The following is a 21131-nucleotide window of genomic DNA, read 5'->3' on the forward strand; positions in this document are numbered from 1 at the left end:
GACTGCTATGGGCGAGAATTTTGAAACCACCAGCCCAGTAACCAATAAACCATTCGCTACTGTTATTGGTTGCGATGCAGAAGATGCTAGGGCGGCCATCAAAGCAGCGAAAACGGCATTTCCATTATGGTCAGGTTTGAGTGCTGAAGAGCGTAGTCATTACCTGATCAAAGTAGCGGAAGCTCTTGAGGAAATGGTTGAGGAGATTGAAGATATATTAATAGATGAGGTTGGCTCTTGGATCGGGAAAGCAAAATTTGAATGCCTTACCACACCTAAGTTATTTCGTGCAGCAGCAGACCTTACTAAAACCGTAAAAGGTTATGAGCTAGTATCGCCTGCTGGCAAAAAGAGCATGGTAGTAAAAGAACCTATGGGAGTGGTCAGTGTTATCACACCGTGGAATATGCCCTTAAACCTTTCATCAAGAACCACATCTAGTATTCTAGCGGTAGGTAATACCGTAATATTAAAGCCTGCCGAATTATCTCCTTTGTCAGGAGGATGGGTTTTGGCAAAAGCCTTTGAAAAAGCTGGTGTTCCTAAAGGTGTATTTAATGTTCTTTTGTGCTCCAAACAAAATGTAGAGAAAGTTGGTGATGTTATGGTTACGGACCCCTCTATTAAGGCCATAAGTTTTACGGGGTCCACAGGTGTGGGTAAGCATATCGCTGCAAAAGCCGGAAGTCTTTTAAAAAAGGTTAGTATGGAGCTCGGCGGTAAAGATGCGATGATTATTTTAGACGATGCGGATTTAGATATAGCCGTAAACGCAGCTGTTTTTGCCTCCTTTAATCATTCTGGTCAAATCTGTATGGGTACCAAGCGTATCTATGTACATGAAAAACTAACTACCGAATTTACTGACCGTTTTGTTGCTAAAACTAAGAAACTTGGTTACGGTGATGTGCGAGATTTAAATAAGCCCATTGCTCCCCTGATCAATGAAACCCAAATTAGGAAAATTGACGAACAAGTAATAGATGCAGTTGCTAAAGGAGCAACTGTTTTAGCTGGCGGAAAAAGAGATGGCATGTATTACCTGCCCACAATTCTTACTGGGGTAACTTCCAATATGAGCACTTTTGACGAAGAAGCCTTTGGTCCTTTAGTATCTATATACGTTTTTTCAACTATCGAAGAAGCTATTGATCAAGTGAATGCCTCTAAATATGGTCTTTCAGGCGCTGTAATTACTAAAGATACAGTTAAAGGGTATGAAGTAGCCAGGAAAATTGAAAGTGGAATGTGCCATGTAAATGACGGTACTATCTATGCTGAAGCTTTAGCCCCTTTTGGGGGTGTTAAAAATAGTGGTATCGGGCGTTACGGTGGTCAAGCGTCAATAGATAGTTTTACGACAACGAAATGGATTACAATTGCCGATAAAGGTATTCAATATCCACCAGCATTCATGGAATAAAAATAAAACAAAATGAACAAAACAATAATAATAACGGGGTGTTCTTCAGGAATAGGAGCAGAAACAGCAAGGCAGCTTAAAGCACAAGGCATGACCGTAGTCGGCTTCGACTTAAAAAAACCCGAAGCTAACGTCGACGTATATATTCCTATGGACTTAAGTGATTATTCCTCTATTGATAAGGCCGTAGAAGCACTAAAAGTAAAAGGTGATGCACTATATAACGTAGCAGGGGTTCCCCCAACATTACCTACTGATATCCAAATTAAAGTGAATTTTTTTGGACTGCGCCATTTTACCAACCTTATGATTCCTAAATTAAATTCGAACGCTTCAATTATAAATTTAGCTTCATTGGCTGGTGCTAATTGGCTTAATAATATAGATCACATTAATTCTTTGTTCGCAATTGAAAACCCAGATGAAGCAGAACAGTTTTTAATAGAAAATAATTTGAACGATGTAGCTACCTATGCCTTTTCAAAAGAGGCCGTCATTGCATGGTCCCTTAAAGTATCGGATAAATGGAAAGAAAAAGGTATCACTGTAAAATCTGTAAGTCCAGGTCCAATAAAAACACCTATTCTTAAAGATTTTGAAGCAACAATCGTAAAAAAACAAGTAAGTCTTCCTGAGGAATATAAAGGTGAGACAAGAGATATTGCCGCAATGCTTTGTTTTTTATGTAGTGATGGTGGTAGATGGGTTAATGGCACAGATATTCTTATGGATGGAGGCTTAAAGGCTTCAAGGTTGAAATCATCATTGTTCAATTAAAATAATTGGTATGTCTTTAAATAAAGTTTTTACGGTAATTTTCATTTTGGTATTTGCAGGTTTTACATTGACTAGTTGCGAATCAAAGAAAAAGAATGATGAGAAAAAAAATGTAATAACTACAACAATTGAATTGCCAAACCGACCAAATATTTTATGGTTGGTCACTGAAGATATGGGGTCATATATACCTTCTTTTGGCGACTCTACAATTGCAACTCCCAACTTAAGCCGCTTGGCCAAAGAAGGAGTGGTGTATCCTAACCTGTTCTCTCCCTCCGGAGTATGTGCGCCTAGTAGGGCGGCAATTACTACGGGAATGTACCCAACAAGTATAGGGGCCAATAATATGCGTACCATTTTGCATACCAAGATGACAGGTTTGCCCGCCTATGGGGCAGTGCCTCCACCTGAAACGCGTATGGTAAGCGAACTTCTTCGAATGAACGGGTATTATTGCTCAAACAACTATAAAGAGGATTATCAATTTAAAGCCCCAAAAACTGCTTGGGACGAAAGTAGTCCGTATGCCCATTGGCGAAATCGAAATAAGGACCAACCTTTTTTCGCGGTGTTCAATTTTACGGAAACACATGAGTCTGGATTATTTGAACCCTATGGTCATAGAAAAATTGAAACGAGACATTATCACTCGGGAGACACTACCTATACTTGGGGAGAGGATAAATTAAAATTACAAAAAAAACCGTACATAGCTTGGGGAGCTAGTCGATTTACTGAAGAAGAGACGCCGGTGAACTTGCCCAAAAACACAAAGTTTTCTATTCCCCCATATTTGCCCAATACCCCTATAGTACATAGGGATATGTGGAAATTATATAATAACATAGCCGAAATGGACAAACAAGTTGGAGCCATTTTAAAGCAATTGGAAGATGATGGATTATTGGAAAATACCATCATTTTTTTCTATGGCGATCATGGAGGGCCAATGCCAAGGGAAAAGCGGCTAATTTATGATTTAGGGCTGAAAACGCCTATGATTATTAGGTTTCCAAACAAGCAACGCTCAGAAACAAGAGATAATCAATTACTCAGTTTTGTAGATTTTGCCCCTACCTTACTTTCTTTGGCCGACATTGAACCACCAGCTTATATTCAAGGACAAGCTTTTTTAGGAAAGTACAAAGCCAAGGAAGAACGAAACTATATATATGGGGCCGCAGATCGTTTCGATGGGGTTACCGACGCCATACGTGCCGTTAGAGATAGCCAATATAAATACATACGTAATTATAGACCTGATCAAGGGTATTATTTGCCTGTAAAATTCAGGGAAAAGATACCTACAATGCAAGAGTTGTTACGACTACGTGATGATGGAAAATTAGATAGTATACAATTACAATGGTTTCGTAAAAAGAAGCCCCATGAAGAACTTTATGATTGTTCGGCTGATCCATACGAGCTAAATAATTTGGCTCAAGACCCTTCTTATCAAGGTAAACTTGTTGAATTGCGAACAGAATTGGACCGTTGGTTATCTAAAATTGGAGATGAGCCCAATCTTCCTGAAAAAGAACTGATTGCCAAGTTGTGGAATGGGGCAAAAAAACAGCCAACAACCTCAAAACCAAAACTTACGTTTTCTGATAATAAATTAACTATTAGCTGTGCTACCATAGGAGCTTCCATAGGTTATAAAATTATTCCTGAAAATGGTAAAACACCAAAAACATGGTCAATATATCAGAAACCATTAAACCTTCCTAAACATGCTAAAATAGTTGTGCAAGCGTATAGAATAGGATATGTGCCAAGCGACATTGTTACTGAAAACAGAATCTAACAGATGAGAACCATGGTTCTTTTTTTATTCAAAATGCAACTATTTACTGGGTAAAAAAATCCATAAGCCAATAAAAACAACTGTTAGGAAAAACTATTATTAATAAAAGATGTTTTGCGATTTATAATATAAAAGCATAATGCCAAGAATAAAATTTCTGGATATCTAAAAAAGGCGCTACGTCGATAGAGTTATTCAAAAAATGATAAATGGTCTTGTCACATTGCTGAATTTTAAAATATATGTATACGATGATTAAAAATATTATTACAATTTCATTAGTTGGGATTGTTACTTTAAGTTGTGTTACGAACAAGAGGATTGATAAAGTTTCAGTGAATGAAATAAATGAGTACTCAAATCCAATTTTACAAGGTTTCTACCCCGACCCAAGTATATGTAAAGCCGGTAGTAATTACTACATGGTACATTCAACCTTTGCCTATTTTCCAGGAATTCCAATTTTTGAAAGTAATGACCTTGTGAACTGGACACAAATTGGAAATGTATTAGACAGACCGGAGCAATTAGATTTAGAGGGGTTAGATGTGTCAAGAGGAGTTTTTGCCCCGGCAATCAGTTATCACAAAGGAATTTATTATTTAGTAGGCACAATAGTTAAAGGAGGAAATAATTTTATTGTTTCCGCAACCGATCCAGCCGGTCCTTGGTCCAATCCGATATGGATACCCGAAGTAAAAGGAATAGACCCTTCACTTTTTTTTGATAATGAGAAAACTTTTATTGTATACAACAGTGTCCCTCCAGATGGAAAACCAATGTATAAAGGACATAGGACTATAAGAATGTATGAGTTCGATATAGAAAAAGGAAAAGTTTTAGGGGCACCTATAATTTTGGTAAATGGTGGTTCGGATATTTCCAAAAAACCAAACTGGATCGAAGGTCCACATATCTACAAAAGAAATAAGTATTACTATTTAATGGCTGCCGAAGGTGGAACTTATGAAAATCATTCAGAAGTTGTTTTTCGAAGTAAAAATGTAACTGGGCCATATACAAGTTATGAAAATAATCCAATTCTAACCCAGCGTCATTTAGACCCAAATAGACCAAACCCAATTGTTTCAACTGGACATGCGGATATAGTAGAAGATAATTATGGAAATTGGTGGGGTGTTTTTTTAGGATGTAGACCTTACGAAGGCAATTATTATAACACTGGTAGAGAAACATTTATGGCGCCTGTAAAATGGGTAGATAACTGGCCTATTTTTGATTTAGGTGGAGATATTGTAAAGAGAAGTTATCCAACACCCAATAATGCAAAAAAACAAAAGCAATCATTTAAAAACAGTGGAAAATATATATACAAAGAAGAGTTCGAAAAATCGGAACTTGGTTATGAATGGTTGTTTTTAAGAACACCAAGAGAAAAGTGGCACACTATTTCCAATGGTACTATTTCAATTAAAACAAGGCCGGAAAGTGCTTCCAAAAAACAAAATCCAAGTTTTATAGGATACCGACAGCAACATATAAATGGGAGTGTAAGTGCAGAAATGGACTTTAAAACACTTAAAGAAAACGAAAAATCCGGATTAGTAATTTTTCAAAACGAGACACATTATTACTACATGTGTAAATCAATTTCCAATGATAGGCCCGTAGTTCAGTTATTTCAATCTAAAAAAGACACATTAGAACTCTTAATTGAAAAACCTGTAATCTCAAAAAGTTCATTACAGCTAAAGATAGAAGCAAATGGAGCGCATTACAATTTCTATTATGCTGACGAAAATGAAAATTGGAAACCATTACAATTAGATGTAGATGCACGTTTTTTAAGTACTCAAGAAGCAGGTGGTTTTGTAGGTGCTATTTATGGTATGTACACGACTTCGTTAGGAGAGAAAAGTGATAACACTGCTAGATTCAATTGGTTCGAAATTGAAAACTTGGATTAAATGTTGATTAAAAGAACTTTCCTTCTTTTTACTTGACCTCAAACCCGTAATAGCAATAAACAAAAATCATTAAGGTTCTTCCTTTCTATGACATGTAGAATTACCCTTAATATTTATTATCAAAACAGTAATAATTTAAAGGAGGGACTAACCTATTTCAAGTCAAAAAAATGCATGAGGTAATAACTCAGGAATATTTCTTAAAACCAAAAGGGAAAAATATGACAATGTCAAATTCAGTTAAAAACTTATATAAATCGCTCAAAAAATAGCAATTCCGCAACCAAAAGTTGTTTGAAAATATTAATCAATCTAATTAAAATCATGGGAACATCAGCAAACAAAGGTTATTTAATAAAACTAACAATAGTCGCAACACTTGGCGGTTTGTTGTTCGGATATGATACAGCAGTAATTTCAGGAACTGTTAGTTCTTTAGAAAATTTCTTTGTTCTTCCTTTCGGTTTAAATGAAATGGATGCTAATGCTCGATTAGGGTTTGTTGTTTCCAGTGCCTTAATTGGTTGTGTCATCGGAGGAATATGCGGAGGAATAATCAGCAAAAAATTGGGACGTAAAAATGGCTTAATTTTGGCTGCATTGTTGTTTTTAGTGTCTGCAATAGGATCTTCAATGCCCGAACTATTTATCGAGTCAATAGGAAGCGCGGATCACACGTACATTTATATTTTTGTTATTTATAGAATTATAGGTGGCATTGGTGTTGGTTTAGCATCTATGCTTTCTCCATTGTACATTGCTGAAATTGCACCAGCTAAAATAAGAGGTAAACTGGTTTCATTGAATCAGTTTGCTATTATATTTGGAATGTTAGTGGTGTATTTTGTCAACTTTTACATTGCAAAACAAGGAGATGATTCTTGGTTGAATTCTATTGGATGGCGTTGGATGTTTGCTTCGGAAACCATTCCTGCAACACTGTTTTTAATTATGCTATTTTTTGTGCCTGATACTCCGAGGTCATTAATGTTGAAATCAAAAACAGAGAAAGCCATGGAAGTTTTAACAAAAGTAAATGGCTCAAAAGAGGCAAAGAAAATATTCATAGAAATTGAAAATACTGTAACCAGGCATTCTGGAAAATTATTTTCTTTTGGAATAGCAGTAATTACAATTGGAACATTACTTTCTGTTTTTCAACAGTTTGTTGGCATCAATGTGGTGTTATATTATGCTCCAGAGATTTTTAAAAGTATGGGCTCTGGAACCGATACAGCATTATTGCAGACAATTATTGTTGGTTCCGTCAACTTAATATTTACAGTATTAGCAATAACGACAGTAGATAAATATGGAAGAAAACCATTGATGATTATTGGTGCTATTGGTATGGCTATTTCTATGTTTGCTTTAGGGACAACTTTTTTTTCCCAATCTATTGGAGTGGGAGCATTATTATTTATGCTTATTTATGTAGCAAGTTTTGCCATGAGTTGGGGGCCTGTTTGTTGGGTTTTGTTGTCAGAGATATTTCCAAATAAAATTAGAGGCAGGGCATTGGCAGTTGCCGTAGCAGCACAATGGATTTCCAACTATTTAGTTTCTTGGACTTTTCCAATGATGGATAAAAACACTTATTTATTAGATAAGTTTAATCATGGATTTGCTTATTGGATTTATGGATCAATGAGTTTGTTGGCAATAATTTTAGTATGGAAATTTGTACCGGAAACGAAAGGAAAAACATTAGAGGAAATAGAGAAATTTTGGAAGAAATAAAAGAGCACCTAATTCCAATAAATTTCCATAACAATTACTACTATATTCAATTGTATGGCCAAGAAATAGTTCAGATTTTATACTACAGAAAAGTATAAAAGAAGCGTTTACTATATAGGTTTTCTCTTTACTCTAAAGTTTGCCCTCATAGGCAATCAAGGCCTTCCAAATAGCTATAAATTCTTGTATTCCTTCTTTGTCCAGTTCTGTATTCACCAACAATAGTTTTCCAGTCTTGGTTTGTTCATTAAAAAACATATGGGTGGCCACACCTGGGTCTCCTCCGGTGTGTCCAATTTGCCCTTTTGCAGACATCCCCATAAACACCCCCATATTGTATTCATCATTATATTCATTATCGCTTCTGTCTTTATGGTTTTGGTCTGTCAATCGAGGTTCGAACAGCATTCTATAGCTTTCTTCGGATAAAATTTTTCCATTTCCAGAATACCCCTTAATAATTTCAGATAGGTATTTTGCCAAATCATGAACAGAGGTAATAAGTCCGCCATCAGGGTAATTCACCAACATATAAAATGCCAGTTCCGTATCCGGATCTGCATATAGTTTTGAATGCATAGATAAATCTATCGCTTCAAAAGACCATCCGGAATCGGACATGTTTAAAGGGTCAAAAATATATTTCTTCGTAAACTCCGAAAAAGATATCCCCGTTGCGCGTTCTAGCACATACGCGGCCAAACCCGCTCCAATATTAGAGTAATTGAACATGCCTCCTGGCGGATACTTAGAAAATGTTTTCTTCTTATACCATCTTCCGTCCTCACTTAAAATTGCTTTTAGAAAATCTCCTAATGGCATCATCTCATCAGGATTCAAAAAATTGTCGCTTACTTTGGCGTTCCCATTTTCGAAATCTTTTAGTATATACCCCTTATCTTCATATTCAGATGGGTCTTTTATACCCGAAGTATGACTTGCTAACTGACGAATAGTTATTTCAGTATTCTTAAATTTAGGATGCACCACCTTAAAAGGCAGGTAGTCGTTTATAGGGTCATCTAATTGAAGTTTACCCAATTCTTGCGCTTTCAACAAGGCCACCCCAATAAAGGTTTTAGAGATAGAACCAATATTCTGAAGCGTATTTTGCGTGTATTGTTTATTTGCTTTTTTATCGGCAAAACCAAATCCGTTTTCATACAGTGTACCGTCTTCATTAACGATCGCTACTGAAAACCCCACCAATGGTCCGTTCGTGGAAATTTGTTCCAATTCTTTGGTTAGTTTATTGGATATAGAATCGTTTTCCTGGGCATAGGTATTACCCATACATAGTGAAAAGAGAAAAAGTAGCCTGATTTTTTTTGCTATCATAATTGTAACTAATTGATTGATGTATAATTAGTTGCAATTTAACCATTAAAACATATATGGTTTGATGGAAAATGACAAAACAAAAAGGCCCCCAATTTCTTGGGAGCCTTTACGTGGAGAATACCGGATTCGAACCGGTGACCTCTTGCCTGCCAGGCAAGCGCTCTAGCCAACTGAGCTAATCCCCCTTTTTTTTTGGAACGTCAAAGGAAATACATTTTTCGAACCTATCAAAATACATCTTAATCTTTCTTCGTACTTAATATCAAAACGGGGATGGGTACAGAAAATTCAGATTTTAAAATGGTGCTTTTTTCCCAAAGCTTCTTAAAGAATCCTCTCTTTCTTCTAAAAACACATAACAAGTCTGGATGTTTAGATTGAAAATGCTCCAAAACCCCTAAATAGGTCGTAGCATTTTCAGAAATGGTAAGTTGCGAGCTGATATCCATCAATGCCGTATTTACCCTTAGGTCGTCATCTGAATATCCAGGTGTTTTTACTAGTAATAAGTTGACCTCAGATCTATGTTTTCTTGTAATGGACACCAATGGATCCAGTATTCTCTTTCGTTTCAAAATACCCGATTTAAAGGCCACCAATACGTTTTTAAACGTAGTATATTTTGTGCCTTTTGGTACTACCAGTGTTGGTATGTTGGTTTGTTTAACAATACGACCAGAGGTATGCCCCAAATACAGTTCCTCTTGTATATCATTACTTCTAGGGGCCATAATAATCAAATCGATTCCTAAATTTTTGTCTATTTCTTTAAGGCCATCTACCAACTCCCCATTAAAAGAAGCTATTTTAATCGCTACTTTTTTAGAGTCTATCTCATTTATGACTCCTTTAAGGCGTTCTTTACCACTAGCGGCAATTTTTTCTGAAACATTGGACAAGGTTCCTGTTTTTGCCGAAGCGCTAAAGACTTCCATTACGTAGATATTTGCTCCAAAATCTGTTGCAAAATCAACGGCATATTGTAAGGTTGTTTTGGCATCTTGCGAAGTACCTATGGGCACAAGAATATTCTTCATGATAATTTTGTTGGTTATTACCCTAAATTTACAATTTTAAAATTTCATTTTATGATTAGGTCTGCAAAGTTATCGGAAATTAAGGAGATTCTGTCAATGACAAATGCATGTAGAATACATATGGAGTCTAAAAACATTTTCCAATGGACTACCTCATATCCTTCTGAATCAGCATTCACCAAAGACATTGAGCGTGGTGAACTTTTTGTTCTAGAACATGAAAACCACATTATTGGCTCTATTGTTATTTCCTCATTAATGGACGAGGAATATGAACATATTACTTGGCTCACCCCAAATTCTAAAAACATATACATTCATAGATTGGCGGTACATCCTTCTTTTCAAGGCAAGGGTTTTGCCCAACAATTAATGACATTTGCAGAAGATTATGCAATAAAGAACAATTTTGTTTCTGTTCGGTTGGATACCTTTAGCCAAAATAAAAGAAACCAAAAGTTTTATGAAACCAGAGGCTATCAAAAACTGGGAGACGTTTATTTCCCCCAACAGAGCGAACACCCTTTTCATTGCTATGAACTTATAGTCTGAACATACATTGAAAACTACCGTTAATTTTAAAAACATAAACAACCTGGCCATACCTGCGACCATTGCGGGCATTGCGGAACCGCTACTCTCTATCACAGATACGGCCATTGTTGGAAATATTCCCGTGGACGGACTGGAGTCTTTGGCCGCGGCCGGTATAGTAGGCTCTTTTCTATCTATGTTAATATGGGTGCTCGGCCAGACCCGTAGTGCCATTTCCGCAATTATTTCGCAATACCTCGGAGCAGGAAAACTGGATGAAGTAAAAACCCTGCCCGCACAGGCCATTTTCTTGAACATTGCCCTGAGCATTCTAATATTGCTTTCGACCGTTTTTATTATCCGAGAGATTTTTGAACTCTTAAACGCTACGGGTAAAATTCTAGAATACTGTATCAGTTATTATTCCATTAGAGTTTGGGGCTTTCCGTTAACGCTATTTGTTTTCGCCGTAATGGGTATTTTTAGAGGGTTGCAGAACACCTATTGGCCCATGGTAATAGCCATTACCGGTGCCGTACTGAATGTGGTTTTCGACCTTGTATTGGTATACGGTATAGAGGGGTTCATAGAGCCTTTATATTTAGATGGTGCCGCTTATGCCAGTTTAATTTCACAAGCGATCATGGCCATTATGGCCTTTTGGCTTCTCTGGAAAAAAACGGATATAAGCCTGGTTCTTACCTTTCCCTTACATCCAGAGTTAGGACGGCTGGTTATTATGAGCCTTAACCTTTTTGTAAGGGCCTTGGCCTTGAACACCGCCCTTATCCTCGCTGTTAGAGAAGCAACGGCCCTTGGCGAAAAGTATATCGGGGCACATACCATTGCTATAAATCTCTGGCTCTTTTCCGCATTTTTTATAGACGGTTATGGTGCTGCCGGAAATATCATGGGAGGAAGACTTCTTGGAGAAAAAAATTACGACGGACTCTGGCTCTTGGCTAAAAAAATAGTGACTTATGGGCTTTATGTTAGTCTCGTGTTAATGCTCACTTCATTTATATTCTACAAGCCCATAGGGGCACTATTTTCTAATGAAGATGTTGTTTTGGAGACCTTCTATGGTATTTTCTTCATTATTATTCTAGGACTTCCAATGAATACCATTGCCTTTGTTCTAGATGGTGTTTTTAAAGGTCTGGGGGAAATGAAGTATCTAAGGAACACCTTATTGGCCGCCACTTTTTTAGGCTTTATCCCTACCTTGTTCTTGGGAAAATATTTACACTGGGGCCTAACAGGTATATGGATTGCTTTTACCGTCTGGATGTTGATCAGGGGAGGTGCATTGGTCTGGAAATTTAGAAGAAAGTTTCGACCACTTTTACAAAACACTTAATTTTGACTAAAATATAAGTACATGAGAACAGATAGAAACAACGGTAGCCTTTATACAAAGATCGATGGTAAGGTGGCAACAATAGAGTTTGGCCATCCTGCAAGCAATTCTTTTGTGTCCGAGCTATTGGACAGGCTTACAAAAGAATTTGAAAAACTATCTGACAACGAAGAAGTAAACCTAATTGTTCTTAAATCTGAAGGGGACAGGGCTTTTTGTGCCGGTGCCTCGTTCGATGAGCTATTGGCCGTCTCTACTTTTGAGGAGGCAAAAACATTCTTTAGCGGCTTTGCCCATGTCATAAATGCCATGCGCCAATGCAAGAAAATTATTGTGGGCAGGATACACGGCAAAACCGTTGGTGGCGGAGTAGGCTTGGTGGCGGCCTGCGATTATGCATTCGCCAACGTAAATGCCTCCATTAAACTTTCTGAACTTAGTATAGGAATAGCCCCATTGGTAATAGCCCCGGCAGTTGAACGAAAAATCGGTGTAGCCGCCCTAGGAGAACTGTCACTTGCACCTACAGAGTGGAAAACAGCATATTGGGCCCAAGAAAAAGGTCTCTTTGCAAAGGTTTTTGAAACAACCCAAGAACTGGATAAAGAGTTGGATTTCTTTACCCATAAATTGTCTGGTTACAACGCCGAAGGACTAATGGAATGGAAAAAAGTACTATGGCAAAATACCGATCATTGGCAATCGCTGCTAACCCAAAGGGCTGCCATAACCGGTAAGCTGGCCCTGTCCGAATTTACCAAAAATGCCCTATCTAAATTTAAAAACAAACAATAACCGAAACAGCATATCGTTCTGTTTCTAAATAATTTTTATGGAGTTCTTTCAATTTTTAAACGGTAACCTAGTATTTCCTATTCTAGCACTTTTTGTTTTTGTTATCTATTTTGTGAACAGAATACGATCTAGGCGAAAATATAAAAGGTAAATTTTTATTGCACGCAACTTTTCAAGGTTCGTGTCTCTTTATATAAACAATTACATGTTTGCACGACTCTCCTTAACGCTACTTTTTCTATTCATAATGGCCTGCAATGGCCATAAAGAAACTGAGCAGGAAGAATGTGCAATGGTCGTATGCACAGAAATTTACGTTACCCTAACCGTTTCTGTAAAAAACACTTCAGGAGATATTATTGCACTCGATAGTTTTGAAGTCGTAGATACGGATACGGGCAAAAACCTTACTGAAAACTACAGCGACCCTGAATATCAATATTATAAAGAACAGGGCCTCTACCCTATTTTTAGTGACAAATACCATGAGCAATACAAAAATTCAGAAGCCGTTATTTCTTTTAAGGGCTATGTCTCCAACAATAAAGTAGTGGACCAAGAGTTTATTGTGGGGGCCGATTGTTGCCATGTAAATTTAATTTCCGGGCCATCGGAGATTGTTCTAGATTAATTTCTTTCCTATAAATCCTTTCAAAGTTTCGCTACCTTTGCCCCATAATTAAATGCTATGAGCAAGATTCGTATTACCAAGCAGTTCAATTTTGAGACCGGGCATGCCTTATATGGTTATGATGGAAAATGTAGAAATGTACACGGGCATAGTTATAAACTTTCTGTAACGGTAATCGGCCGACCTATTACAGATGTATCCCATGTAAAATTGGGAATGGTAATAGATTTTGGCGATCTTAAAAAGATCGTAAAAGAAGAAATAGTGGATGTTTATGACCACGCTACCGTATTCAATAAAAATACGCCCCATATAGAGCTCGCCAAAGAACTGACCGACAGAGGACACAATGTGATCTTGGCAGACTACCAACCCACCAGTGAAAATATGGTCATCGATTTTGCCGCCAAGATAAAATCACGGCTACCGGAAAATATCGAGCTTTTTTCATTAAAATTACAGGAAACCGATTCTTCTTTTGCGGAATGGTTTGCCAGTGACAATCAAGGGTAACATTGCTATCTTTACCTAACATGACCACAATAGAACTCCCAGAAGGAAAAAAAGTATATTTCGCGAGTGACAACCACTTGGGAGCTCCGACAATGGACAAAAGTTTTCCGAGAGAGAAAAAATTTGTTGCATGGCTAGAACAAATAAAGCACGACGCCGGTGCTATTTTTTTATTGGGCGATCTTTTCGATTTTTGGTTCGAATACAAAACTGTAGTACCAAAGGGTTTTACCAGAACTTTTGGCAAATTGGCGGAGCTGTCAGATGCAGGAATACCTATCTTCTATTTTGTAGGCAACCATGATCTTTGGATGAACGGCTATTTTGAAGAAGAGCTTAATATCCCCGTCTTTCACAGACCTCAGCAATATCTAATTAATGGGGTTTCCTTTTTTATTGGACACGGTGATGGTCTTGGCCCTCATGACAAGGGATACAAAAGAATGAAAAAAGTTTTTACCAACCCTGTGGCCAAATGGTTCTTTAGATGGCTTCACCCAGATTTAGGGGTGCGATTGGCGCAATACTTCTCTGTTAAGAACAAACTGATTTCCGGTGATGAAGACGCTAAATTCTTAGGAGAGGATAAAGAATGGTTGGTACAATATGCCAAACGAAAATTGGAAACACGGCACTATGACCACTTTATTTTTGGACATCGACACTTACCCTTGGAAATAACCCTTTCTCAAACATCAAAATATACCAATACAGGCGATTGGATACATTATTATACCTATGCCGAGTTTGATGGACAACAACTTCAATTGAAGAAATTTGAATAACTGCTTCATAAAAAGAGGCTTCTTGTGACACAAATGTTTTGTAATCCTTTTCTTACAACATTTTTATAGACTTTCACAACATAAATGACATACTTCGTTATTTAGCATCTACCTTTAAGGTATCATAGAGTTATTATTTATACTTATTTAAAAAGTATTTGGTTATCCAAATCTTAATTACCTACTTTAAAAAAGAACGGCCCTTACAAAGGGCCTTTTTTATGCAAGAAATACATTATTCCTCTTTCTCGTGTTCCTCTATATCTTTCAGTAAATCCAACTTTCTAAAGGTAGGCGAAGAAAAAGCGGTCAGCCCCACGGTTAACAAAGTCATGCTTCCTCCAAATACAACGGCGGTCACCGTCCCCATAAGTTTGGCGGTAAGTCCACTTTCAAAAGCTCCCAGCTCATTTGACGAACCTACGAACATAGAATTTACCGAAGCTACCCTTCCCCTCATATTGTCCGGTGTCTTTAGCTGAAGGATCGTTTGCCTAATAATCATAGAAATACCATCGACGGACCCACTTATGAACAGGGCAATGACCGACAACCAAAAATAAGTGGACAGGCCAAAGACAATAATACAGATTCCGAATCCGAATATGGCCCACAATAATTTTTTCCCGGCATTTTTATGCAACGGAAAACGGGTAGACCCTAACATGGTAATAGATGCCCCGACGGCAGGTGCCGCCCTAAGTATACCAAAACCTTCGGAGCCTACATGAAGAATATCTTGTGCAAAAACAGGTAATAAAGCAACGGCACCGCCAAAAAGTACTGCAACCATATCCAAGGTCAAAGCCCCAAAAACAGCTTTGTTGCTAAATACAAAATGAAGCCCCTCGCGTAAACTCTGAAAAATGGGTTCGCCTATCTTAGGGTTTAGAATCGGTTTTTTCGGAATTTGAAAAAGTGTGATCAAGGCCAAAACAGAAAAACCAAAAATGACGCACATAGACCAATGCACCCCAATAATACTTATGGAAAAACCGGCCAATGCGGGGCCTAAAACAGATCCTAATTGCCACGTAGAACTGCTCCAAGTAGCTGCATTCGGATATATTCTCTTTGGTACGATCAGCGCTATCAACGAAAAAATGGTAGGGCCAATAAAAGCCCTTACAAACCCACCTAAAAACACTAAGGCGTAAATACCATACAAAATTGTTTTGGTTCCAAATTTGGTGTCTATAGATGGCCAACTTAAAACAAACAAGCCAAAACTAATGATAGAGAAGCCAAAAATACATTTCACCAATAGATTTCGTTTCTCTTTCTGATCCACGACATGCCCCGCAAAAAGGGCCATACTCACTGCCGGTATTACCTCCATTAAACCAATAATTCCTAAAGAAAGGGGGTCTTTTGTCAACGAGTATACTTGCCACTCTATCACAATAAACTGCATAGACCATGCAAAGACCATAGAAAAGCGTACCAATAAAAAAATATTGAACTCTCTAAACCTTAATGCCGCATACGGATCAATATTCTTGTTCATTTATTAAATGGTAATTTCTATTCTGTTTGCCTCTGGATCCAATATTATACTTTCATAGTAACCGTCACCCGTGGTTCTTGGGTTTCCTTCTACGGTAAACCCATCGTTTCTTAATTGTTCCGTAAGGGCATCCACTTTTTCCTTAGTACCCACAGAAATCGCAAAATGGGCGAGGCCCAATAGATCACTACTCCCCTCAAGAGATTTAAAAACGGTAGGTTTGTGCATTAGCTCTAACCTTACCCCTTCCTTAAAACCCAAAAAATAAGAAGTAAACTCTTTTTGGGGGTTATGGTATAATTCCCCTGCAATTGCATTAAAGTACTTCTCATAAAAATTGCGCATCAACTCCAGATCCTTCACCCATATGGCAATGTGCTCTATTTTCATTGAATATCTTTAAGTTTAAGCTGGATGCTTACATTGCCCTGCCATTCATTTTCATCAATGGAGAATACCGCGTTAAAAGGTTTTCTGCCTGTTACCAATGGTAGTTTATGCCCCAGGTTAAAACCTATGGCATTTATCTTATGGCTATCATGTTGGGTAACCGATAATTTTAAATGTGCTCCTTCTTGCCCTACTGTTTTTCCATAACCCGTATCCGTTAAATTTTCAGCCATAAATACGGGAGACATATTTCCAGGACCAAAGGGGGCGAACTGTTTTAAAATTCGTAGTAGTTTGGGGGTAATATCCTTTAGTTCTATAATGGCATCTACCGTAATTTCAGGCGTAAGAAGAACAGGGTCTATGGTTTTACGCACTACTTCTTCGAACTTGGACTTAAAAACTTCGTATTGTTCTTCCAACAAAGTGAGTCCTGCTGCATATTTATGCCCCCCAAACTGCTCTATACACTCAGAACAGCCCTCAAGGGCATTGTACACATCAAAACCTTTTACGGACCGTGCCGATGCCGCTAGCTTCTCTCCACTCTTGGTAAATACCAAGGTGGGTCTATAATACGTTTCCATTAACCGGGAAGCTACAATGCCTATGACCCCTTTGTGCCAGTCTTCTTGAAACACCACCGAAGTATAACGATCTTCTTCTTTGTTTTTTTGAATCTGGTTTAGAGCCGCTACGGTAATTTCTTGATCCAACCCTCTTCTATCGGTATTGAATTTCTCTATCTCGGCGGCAAATTTTGAAGCTTGCAGCATATCTGTTTCGGTCAAAAGATTTACGGCATGTTGGCCATGTTTCATTCTTCCGGCCGCGTTGATCCTTGGTGCTATTATAAAAACAACATCGGTAATCGTCAGTTCCGATTTATTAATCTGATCTATAATCGCCTTAAACCCCGGTCTTGACTGCTGATTGATAACCTGTAGGCCATAAAAAGATAGTATTCGATTCTCTCCGGTTATCGGAACTATATCCGCCCCGATCGCAGTAGCCACTAAATCAAGGCAATAGAAAACATCGTCTATTGTTTCTCCCTTATGGGCACCAAGTGCCTGAATTAATTTAAAACCGACCCCACAACCACATAATTCATCGAACGGATAAGTACAATCTTCTCGTTTTGGATCTAAAACCGCTACTGCATTCGGTAATGTTTTACCGGGTCTATGATGATCGCAAATGATAAAATCGATTCCTTTTTCCTTCGCATAGGCCACCTTGTCGATAGCTTTGATACCACAATCCAATGCAATGATCAAGGAGAATCCGTTATCCTCGGCGAAATCAATTCCTTTGTAAGATACCCCATACCCTTCGTCGTAACGATCGGGAATGTACGTGGCCACATTGGGGTAATAAGATTGTAGGTATGAGGAAACCAGGGCAACGGCCGTTGTACCATCAACATCATAATCGCCATAAACGAGAATATTCTCATTATTGGCTATCGCCTCTTCTATTCGTGTCACGGCAATATCCATATCTTTCATTAAGAAAGGGTCATGAAGATCGCTTAACTGTGGCCTAAAGAATTTCTTGGCTTCTTCGAAATTGGTAATACCTCTTTGTAACAATAACTGCGCTACCAAATCATCGACCTGTAGCTCATTGGCCAAAAAGTCGATGTCCTCTTGTTTTGGTTTGGGTTTAATAGTCCAGCGCATGCAATCGACTACTAATTATGGTGAAAAATGGTCTTGATATCCAGTTCTGCAAATTTTCTGAACATTTCCATAACACCACAATATCTTTCTACGGAAAGATCTACTGCTCTCTGAAGCTTTTTCTCGTTGAGGTCCTTACCATGAAAATGGTATTCTATTACCACTTTATCATAATATTTTGGGTGCTCGTCGGTAAGATCGGCAATGGTTTCAATATGAAAATCTTCCACATCCAATTTCATTTTCTTGATAAGCGCGGCAACGTCCAAACCTGAACAACCTGCCAATGCAGATAACATTAATGCCTTGGGTCTGTACCCACTACCGTCACCTCCGTCTTCCTTGGCAATATCTATTTTTAATGAATGTCCGGATGGGTTATTGCTTTCAAAAGCCATGTTGCCCAACCATTTCGTGCTGATATGATTTGTCGTGCTCATAATTTTTTGTTTCTTGTAGGTTACAAAAATACTACAAATACAATCTAAAAGCGCATAATATGGCATTGGTAACACCTCTAGACCCGAATCATGACCCAGAAACGAAAGAATTGGCAGAATTCTTTAACGAAACCCTCGGGTTTTGCCCCAATTCCGTTTTGACCATGCAGCACAGACCTGCCATTTCTAAAGCCTTTATAAACCTCAACAAGGCGGTAATGGCCAATGAAGGCAGGGTTACTTCTGCCCTAAAAAGGATGATCGCATGGGTAAGCAGTAACGCTACAGGTTGCAGATATTGCCAAGCACATGCCATACGGGCCGCGGAACGTTACGGAGCCGAACAGGAACAGTTGGACAATATATGGGAATACAGGACACACCCCGCATTCTCGGAAGCAGAACGGGCAGCGCTAGATTTTTCTGTACAGGCCTCTCAAGTACCCAACGCAGTAGATGCAGAAATAAAAGAGCGTCTTTACAAGCATTGGGATGAAGGTGAAATTGTTGAAATGTTAGGTGTTATCTCTCTTTTCGGGTACCTTAACCGTTGGAACGATTCTATGGGAACAACTATAGAAAAAGGGGCCGTTGAAAGTGCCGATCAATATTTGGGCAAACATGGTTGGGAAAAGGGCAAACATGACGGATCCGTTTATTAACCAAATAAAACTTCCTTTTATAAAAGGCGCTAAACAACTCATAAAGCCTATTCGCCTCCGCATTTGATTACTTGATTAAGAATCGACCGGAAGGCTGTTATAAATCATTTTTAATTAGGAAAATTTTAAAAAAATATAAACCTTTGCTACGTGAAAACGGCAGCAATCATATTGTCATTATTTTTATTCTCCAAGCCATTAATTCCATTTATGGAATATGCCGCTTTCTATGATTACATTAAAAATGAACTTTGTGTAAACAGAGAAAAGCCAGAGTTAAAATGTAATGGAAAATGCTATTTGATGAAAAAATTAGCAGAGGCTTCCGATTCCGACTCAGAAAAGGGCAATGAAAAAAATCATTCTCTGGCTACAGAATATTCCATTGTCTACTTTCAAGAAATTAATTCATATATATCCCCGTTCTTAAAAGAACAAAATGAAAAAGTAGAATCTCCGTATAATAAACTTTATAAGTTCGATTATATGGGTTTTGTTTTTCATCCTCCCCTCGTTTAATTTCTTTTTCAGTAAATAGAAACGCAAACACTGTAAATCACCACAAATGTGTTGAGTCAAAGATTAGTTTTTGGCCATATGCGCTTATGTGCTTCCCACAAATACTTGTTTACAGGTATTTGGCATAATTACCATGCCGTAGCATAAAAGCTACTTGGGTTTGCGGTGACTCTAGATGAATTTTCTATTTACATTATAGTAGCGGGCAACGACAGCAATTTTGATTATTGCGGCCAAATGAACGGAACATTCCATTTATTTCTAAACGGGTGCCGTTCCAGCACTTAGCGCTACCCTATTTTCAACAGTTTTAATTAAAAAGGCATTAGATGAGACTTTTACATTTGTATGTAATTGCGGTGTTCGTTATGGTTGTTTCTTGCACCATAGACAAAACGGATTATGAGGCTGAAATAAGTACAGAAACTACAGAATATATTGATTTTGAAGAAGCAACTTCTATAACCAGTGGAGATTACACCATTAGTATAGAGGCGTTGAACGGTTCTTTATATAAGGGCTATAACGAGCTTCGCTTAAAGATCACCAATACACAGACAAATGTTGATCTCGAGAATTCGGAAGTTGCTTTTTTACCGATAATGACAGATGCCAACGGCAATAAGGTCTCTTGTCCTCATGAATACAATTTGCCCTTTGATGCAACAGAGGAATATTACAAGGGGTATGCCGTGTTTACCGATGAGAGCGATACAACGGTAAGTTGGCAATTGTACATTGGCTTTGTAGACAATGATCAATCGTACATGATCGATCATACCATTACTGTTGAAGAACAAACGAACCTTAACCTAAACATGACGGCGTTTACGGGCAATGACAACGAGCAATATTTTATTGCCCTGGTATCCCCTCAAAGTCCGAATGTTGCAGAAAACGATTTGGTTGCAGGTATATATAAATACAACCAACCCACGGATCCCTCAGGAACTTTTCCCGACCCATCACAGTTTTCATATTCCATAGTGCAAAACCACACCTTACTGCTAGATCCTAGAATGCCAGAACCTTCAATGGGGAACCATTCATCACCAAACAATGAGGATCTAACACAACAAAGCGACGGTTTATACCATGGGGTCGTGAACTATACCATGACAGGAAACTGGACATTGAACTTTATCCTACAGGATGAAAATGGACAGACCATCAAGGGCACCGAGGTTTCTACCGAGTTTACCCCGGGTATCGAAGGTGAGAAAAGTGAACTATATATCGACATATTATTTTAAG

20 protein-coding genes and 1 tRNA gene are annotated in these 21131 nt (G+C 38.1%); 14 read left to right on the forward strand and 7 right to left on the reverse strand.

What is annotated here, in order from left to right; all coding sequences use genetic code 11:
• The first annotated feature begins 7 nt into the window (after positions 1–7).
• The 5 genes from J8L85_RS02390 (at position 8) to xylE (ending at position 7678) form a co-directional block, all read left to right on the forward strand.
• A complete protein-coding gene (locus J8L85_RS02390; RefSeq protein WP_211014173.1) occupies positions 8–1423 on the forward strand; it encodes an aldehyde dehydrogenase family protein in 1416 nt (471 codons plus the stop codon).
• A 12-nt stretch (positions 1424–1435) separates the two neighbouring features.
• Entirely contained in the window at positions 1436–2200 is a 765-nt protein-coding gene (locus tag J8L85_RS02395; RefSeq protein ID WP_211014175.1) for a coniferyl-alcohol dehydrogenase, read from the forward strand.
• 10 nt (positions 2201–2210) lie between these two features.
• On the forward strand, positions 2211–4010 hold the full coding sequence (locus tag J8L85_RS02400; RefSeq protein ID WP_211014178.1) for a sulfatase-like hydrolase/transferase: 1800 nt from the start codon (positions 2211–2213) through the stop codon (positions 4008–4010).
• Positions 4011–4261: 251 nt separating this feature from the next.
• Complete coding sequence (locus J8L85_RS02405; protein WP_211014180.1) at positions 4262–5938, forward strand: glycoside hydrolase family 43 protein; 1677 nt, start codon at positions 4262–4264, stop codon at positions 5936–5938.
• A gap of 306 nt (positions 5939–6244) precedes the next feature.
• Positions 6245–7678 carry a D-xylose transporter XylE gene (xylE, locus tag J8L85_RS02410; protein WP_348771739.1) on the forward strand — a complete coding sequence of 478 codons (1434 nt, stop codon included), beginning with the start codon at positions 6245–6247 and terminating at the stop codon, positions 7676–7678.
• Between the two features lie 132 nt (positions 7679–7810).
• Here the strand turns inward: xylE and J8L85_RS02415 are convergent, their stop codons facing one another.
• The 3 genes from J8L85_RS02415 to J8L85_RS02425 form a co-directional block, all read right to left on the reverse strand.
• Positions 7811–9016: a serine hydrolase domain-containing protein gene (locus tag J8L85_RS02415; RefSeq protein ID WP_247656537.1), complete on the reverse strand. Its 1206-nt coding sequence runs from the start codon at positions 9014–9016 to the stop codon at positions 7811–7813.
• Between the two features lie 114 nt (positions 9017–9130).
• Positions 9131–9204 (reverse strand) — tRNA-Ala (locus J8L85_RS02420).
• Between the two features lie 54 nt (positions 9205–9258).
• Positions 9259–10056, reverse strand: a complete 798-nt coding sequence (locus J8L85_RS02425; RefSeq protein WP_211014184.1) for a universal stress protein — start codon at positions 10054–10056, stop codon at positions 9259–9261.
• Between the two features lie 51 nt (positions 10057–10107).
• On the opposite strand from J8L85_RS02425, the gene J8L85_RS02430 reads away from it, so the two are divergent.
• The 6 genes from J8L85_RS02430 to J8L85_RS02455 all read left to right on the forward strand — a co-directional run bounded on the left by J8L85_RS02430 (position 10108) and on the right by J8L85_RS02455 (position 14674).
• Entirely contained in the window at positions 10108–10608 is a 501-nt protein-coding gene (locus J8L85_RS02430) for a GNAT family N-acetyltransferase (protein ID WP_211014186.1), read from the forward strand.
• A 7-nt stretch (positions 10609–10615) separates the two neighbouring features.
• The gene (locus tag J8L85_RS02435) at positions 10616–11950 is read left to right on the forward strand and encodes an MATE family efflux transporter (RefSeq protein ID WP_211014188.1); all 1335 of its coding nucleotides are present in this window, start codon (positions 10616–10618) and stop codon (positions 11948–11950) included.
• 21 nt (positions 11951–11971) lie between these two features.
• The gene (locus tag J8L85_RS02440; RefSeq protein WP_211014190.1) at positions 11972–12745 is read left to right on the forward strand and encodes an enoyl-CoA hydratase/isomerase family protein; all 774 of its coding nucleotides are present in this window, start codon (positions 11972–11974) and stop codon (positions 12743–12745) included.
• Positions 12746–12950: 205 nt separating this feature from the next.
• Positions 12951–13376, forward strand: coding sequence for a hypothetical protein (locus J8L85_RS02445; RefSeq protein ID WP_211014193.1), 426 nt, complete (start codon positions 12951–12953; stop codon positions 13374–13376).
• Between the two features lie 57 nt (positions 13377–13433).
• Positions 13434–13889, forward strand: a complete 456-nt coding sequence (locus J8L85_RS02450; protein WP_211014195.1) for a 6-carboxytetrahydropterin synthase — start codon at positions 13434–13436, stop codon at positions 13887–13889.
• 20 nt (positions 13890–13909) lie between these two features.
• Positions 13910–14674 carry a UDP-2,3-diacylglucosamine diphosphatase gene (locus J8L85_RS02455; RefSeq protein ID WP_211014197.1) on the forward strand — a complete coding sequence of 255 codons (765 nt, stop codon included), beginning with the start codon at positions 13910–13912 and terminating at the stop codon, positions 14672–14674.
• A 235-nt stretch (positions 14675–14909) separates the two neighbouring features.
• Here the strand turns inward: J8L85_RS02455 and J8L85_RS02460 are convergent, their stop codons facing one another.
• The 4 genes from J8L85_RS02460 to J8L85_RS02475 are packed head-to-tail and all read right to left on the reverse strand — an operon-like array spanning position 14910 to position 18696.
• Positions 14910–16181 (reverse strand): MFS transporter, encoded by a 1272-nt coding sequence (locus J8L85_RS02460; protein WP_211014199.1) that lies wholly within the window; start codon positions 16179–16181, stop codon positions 14910–14912.
• 3 nt (positions 16182–16184) lie between these two features.
• Entirely contained in the window at positions 16185–16571 is a 387-nt protein-coding gene (locus tag J8L85_RS02465; RefSeq protein WP_211014201.1) for a VOC family protein, read from the reverse strand.
• A complete protein-coding gene (gene recJ, locus J8L85_RS02470; protein ID WP_211014203.1) occupies positions 16568–18256 on the reverse strand; it encodes a single-stranded-DNA-specific exonuclease RecJ in 1689 nt (562 codons plus the stop codon). The genes J8L85_RS02465 and recJ overlap by 4 nt, the downstream gene beginning before the upstream one ends.
• A gap of 11 nt (positions 18257–18267) precedes the next feature.
• Positions 18268–18696, reverse strand: coding sequence for an OsmC family protein (locus tag J8L85_RS02475; protein WP_211014205.1), 429 nt, complete (start codon positions 18694–18696; stop codon positions 18268–18270).
• Positions 18697–18755: 59 nt separating this feature from the next.
• Here J8L85_RS02475 and J8L85_RS02480 point away from each other — a divergent pair, with 59 nt between their 5' ends.
• From J8L85_RS02480 to J8L85_RS02490, 3 genes are all read left to right on the forward strand, one after another.
• On the forward strand, positions 18756–19358 hold the full coding sequence (locus J8L85_RS02480) for a carboxymuconolactone decarboxylase family protein (RefSeq protein ID WP_211014207.1): 603 nt from the start codon (positions 18756–18758) through the stop codon (positions 19356–19358).
• Positions 19359–19508: 150 nt separating this feature from the next.
• Positions 19509–19877, forward strand: coding sequence for a hypothetical protein (locus J8L85_RS02485; RefSeq protein ID WP_211014209.1), 369 nt, complete (start codon positions 19509–19511; stop codon positions 19875–19877).
• Between the two features lie 329 nt (positions 19878–20206).
• Entirely contained in the window at positions 20207–21130 is a 924-nt protein-coding gene (locus J8L85_RS02490; protein ID WP_211014211.1) for a hypothetical protein, read from the forward strand.
• The last annotated feature ends 1 nt before the right edge of the window (position 21131 follow it).

This window comes from Maribacter sp. MMG018 (genome assembly GCF_018100785.1).
Classification (GTDB): Bacteria; Bacteroidota; Bacteroidia; order Flavobacteriales; family Flavobacteriaceae; genus Maribacter.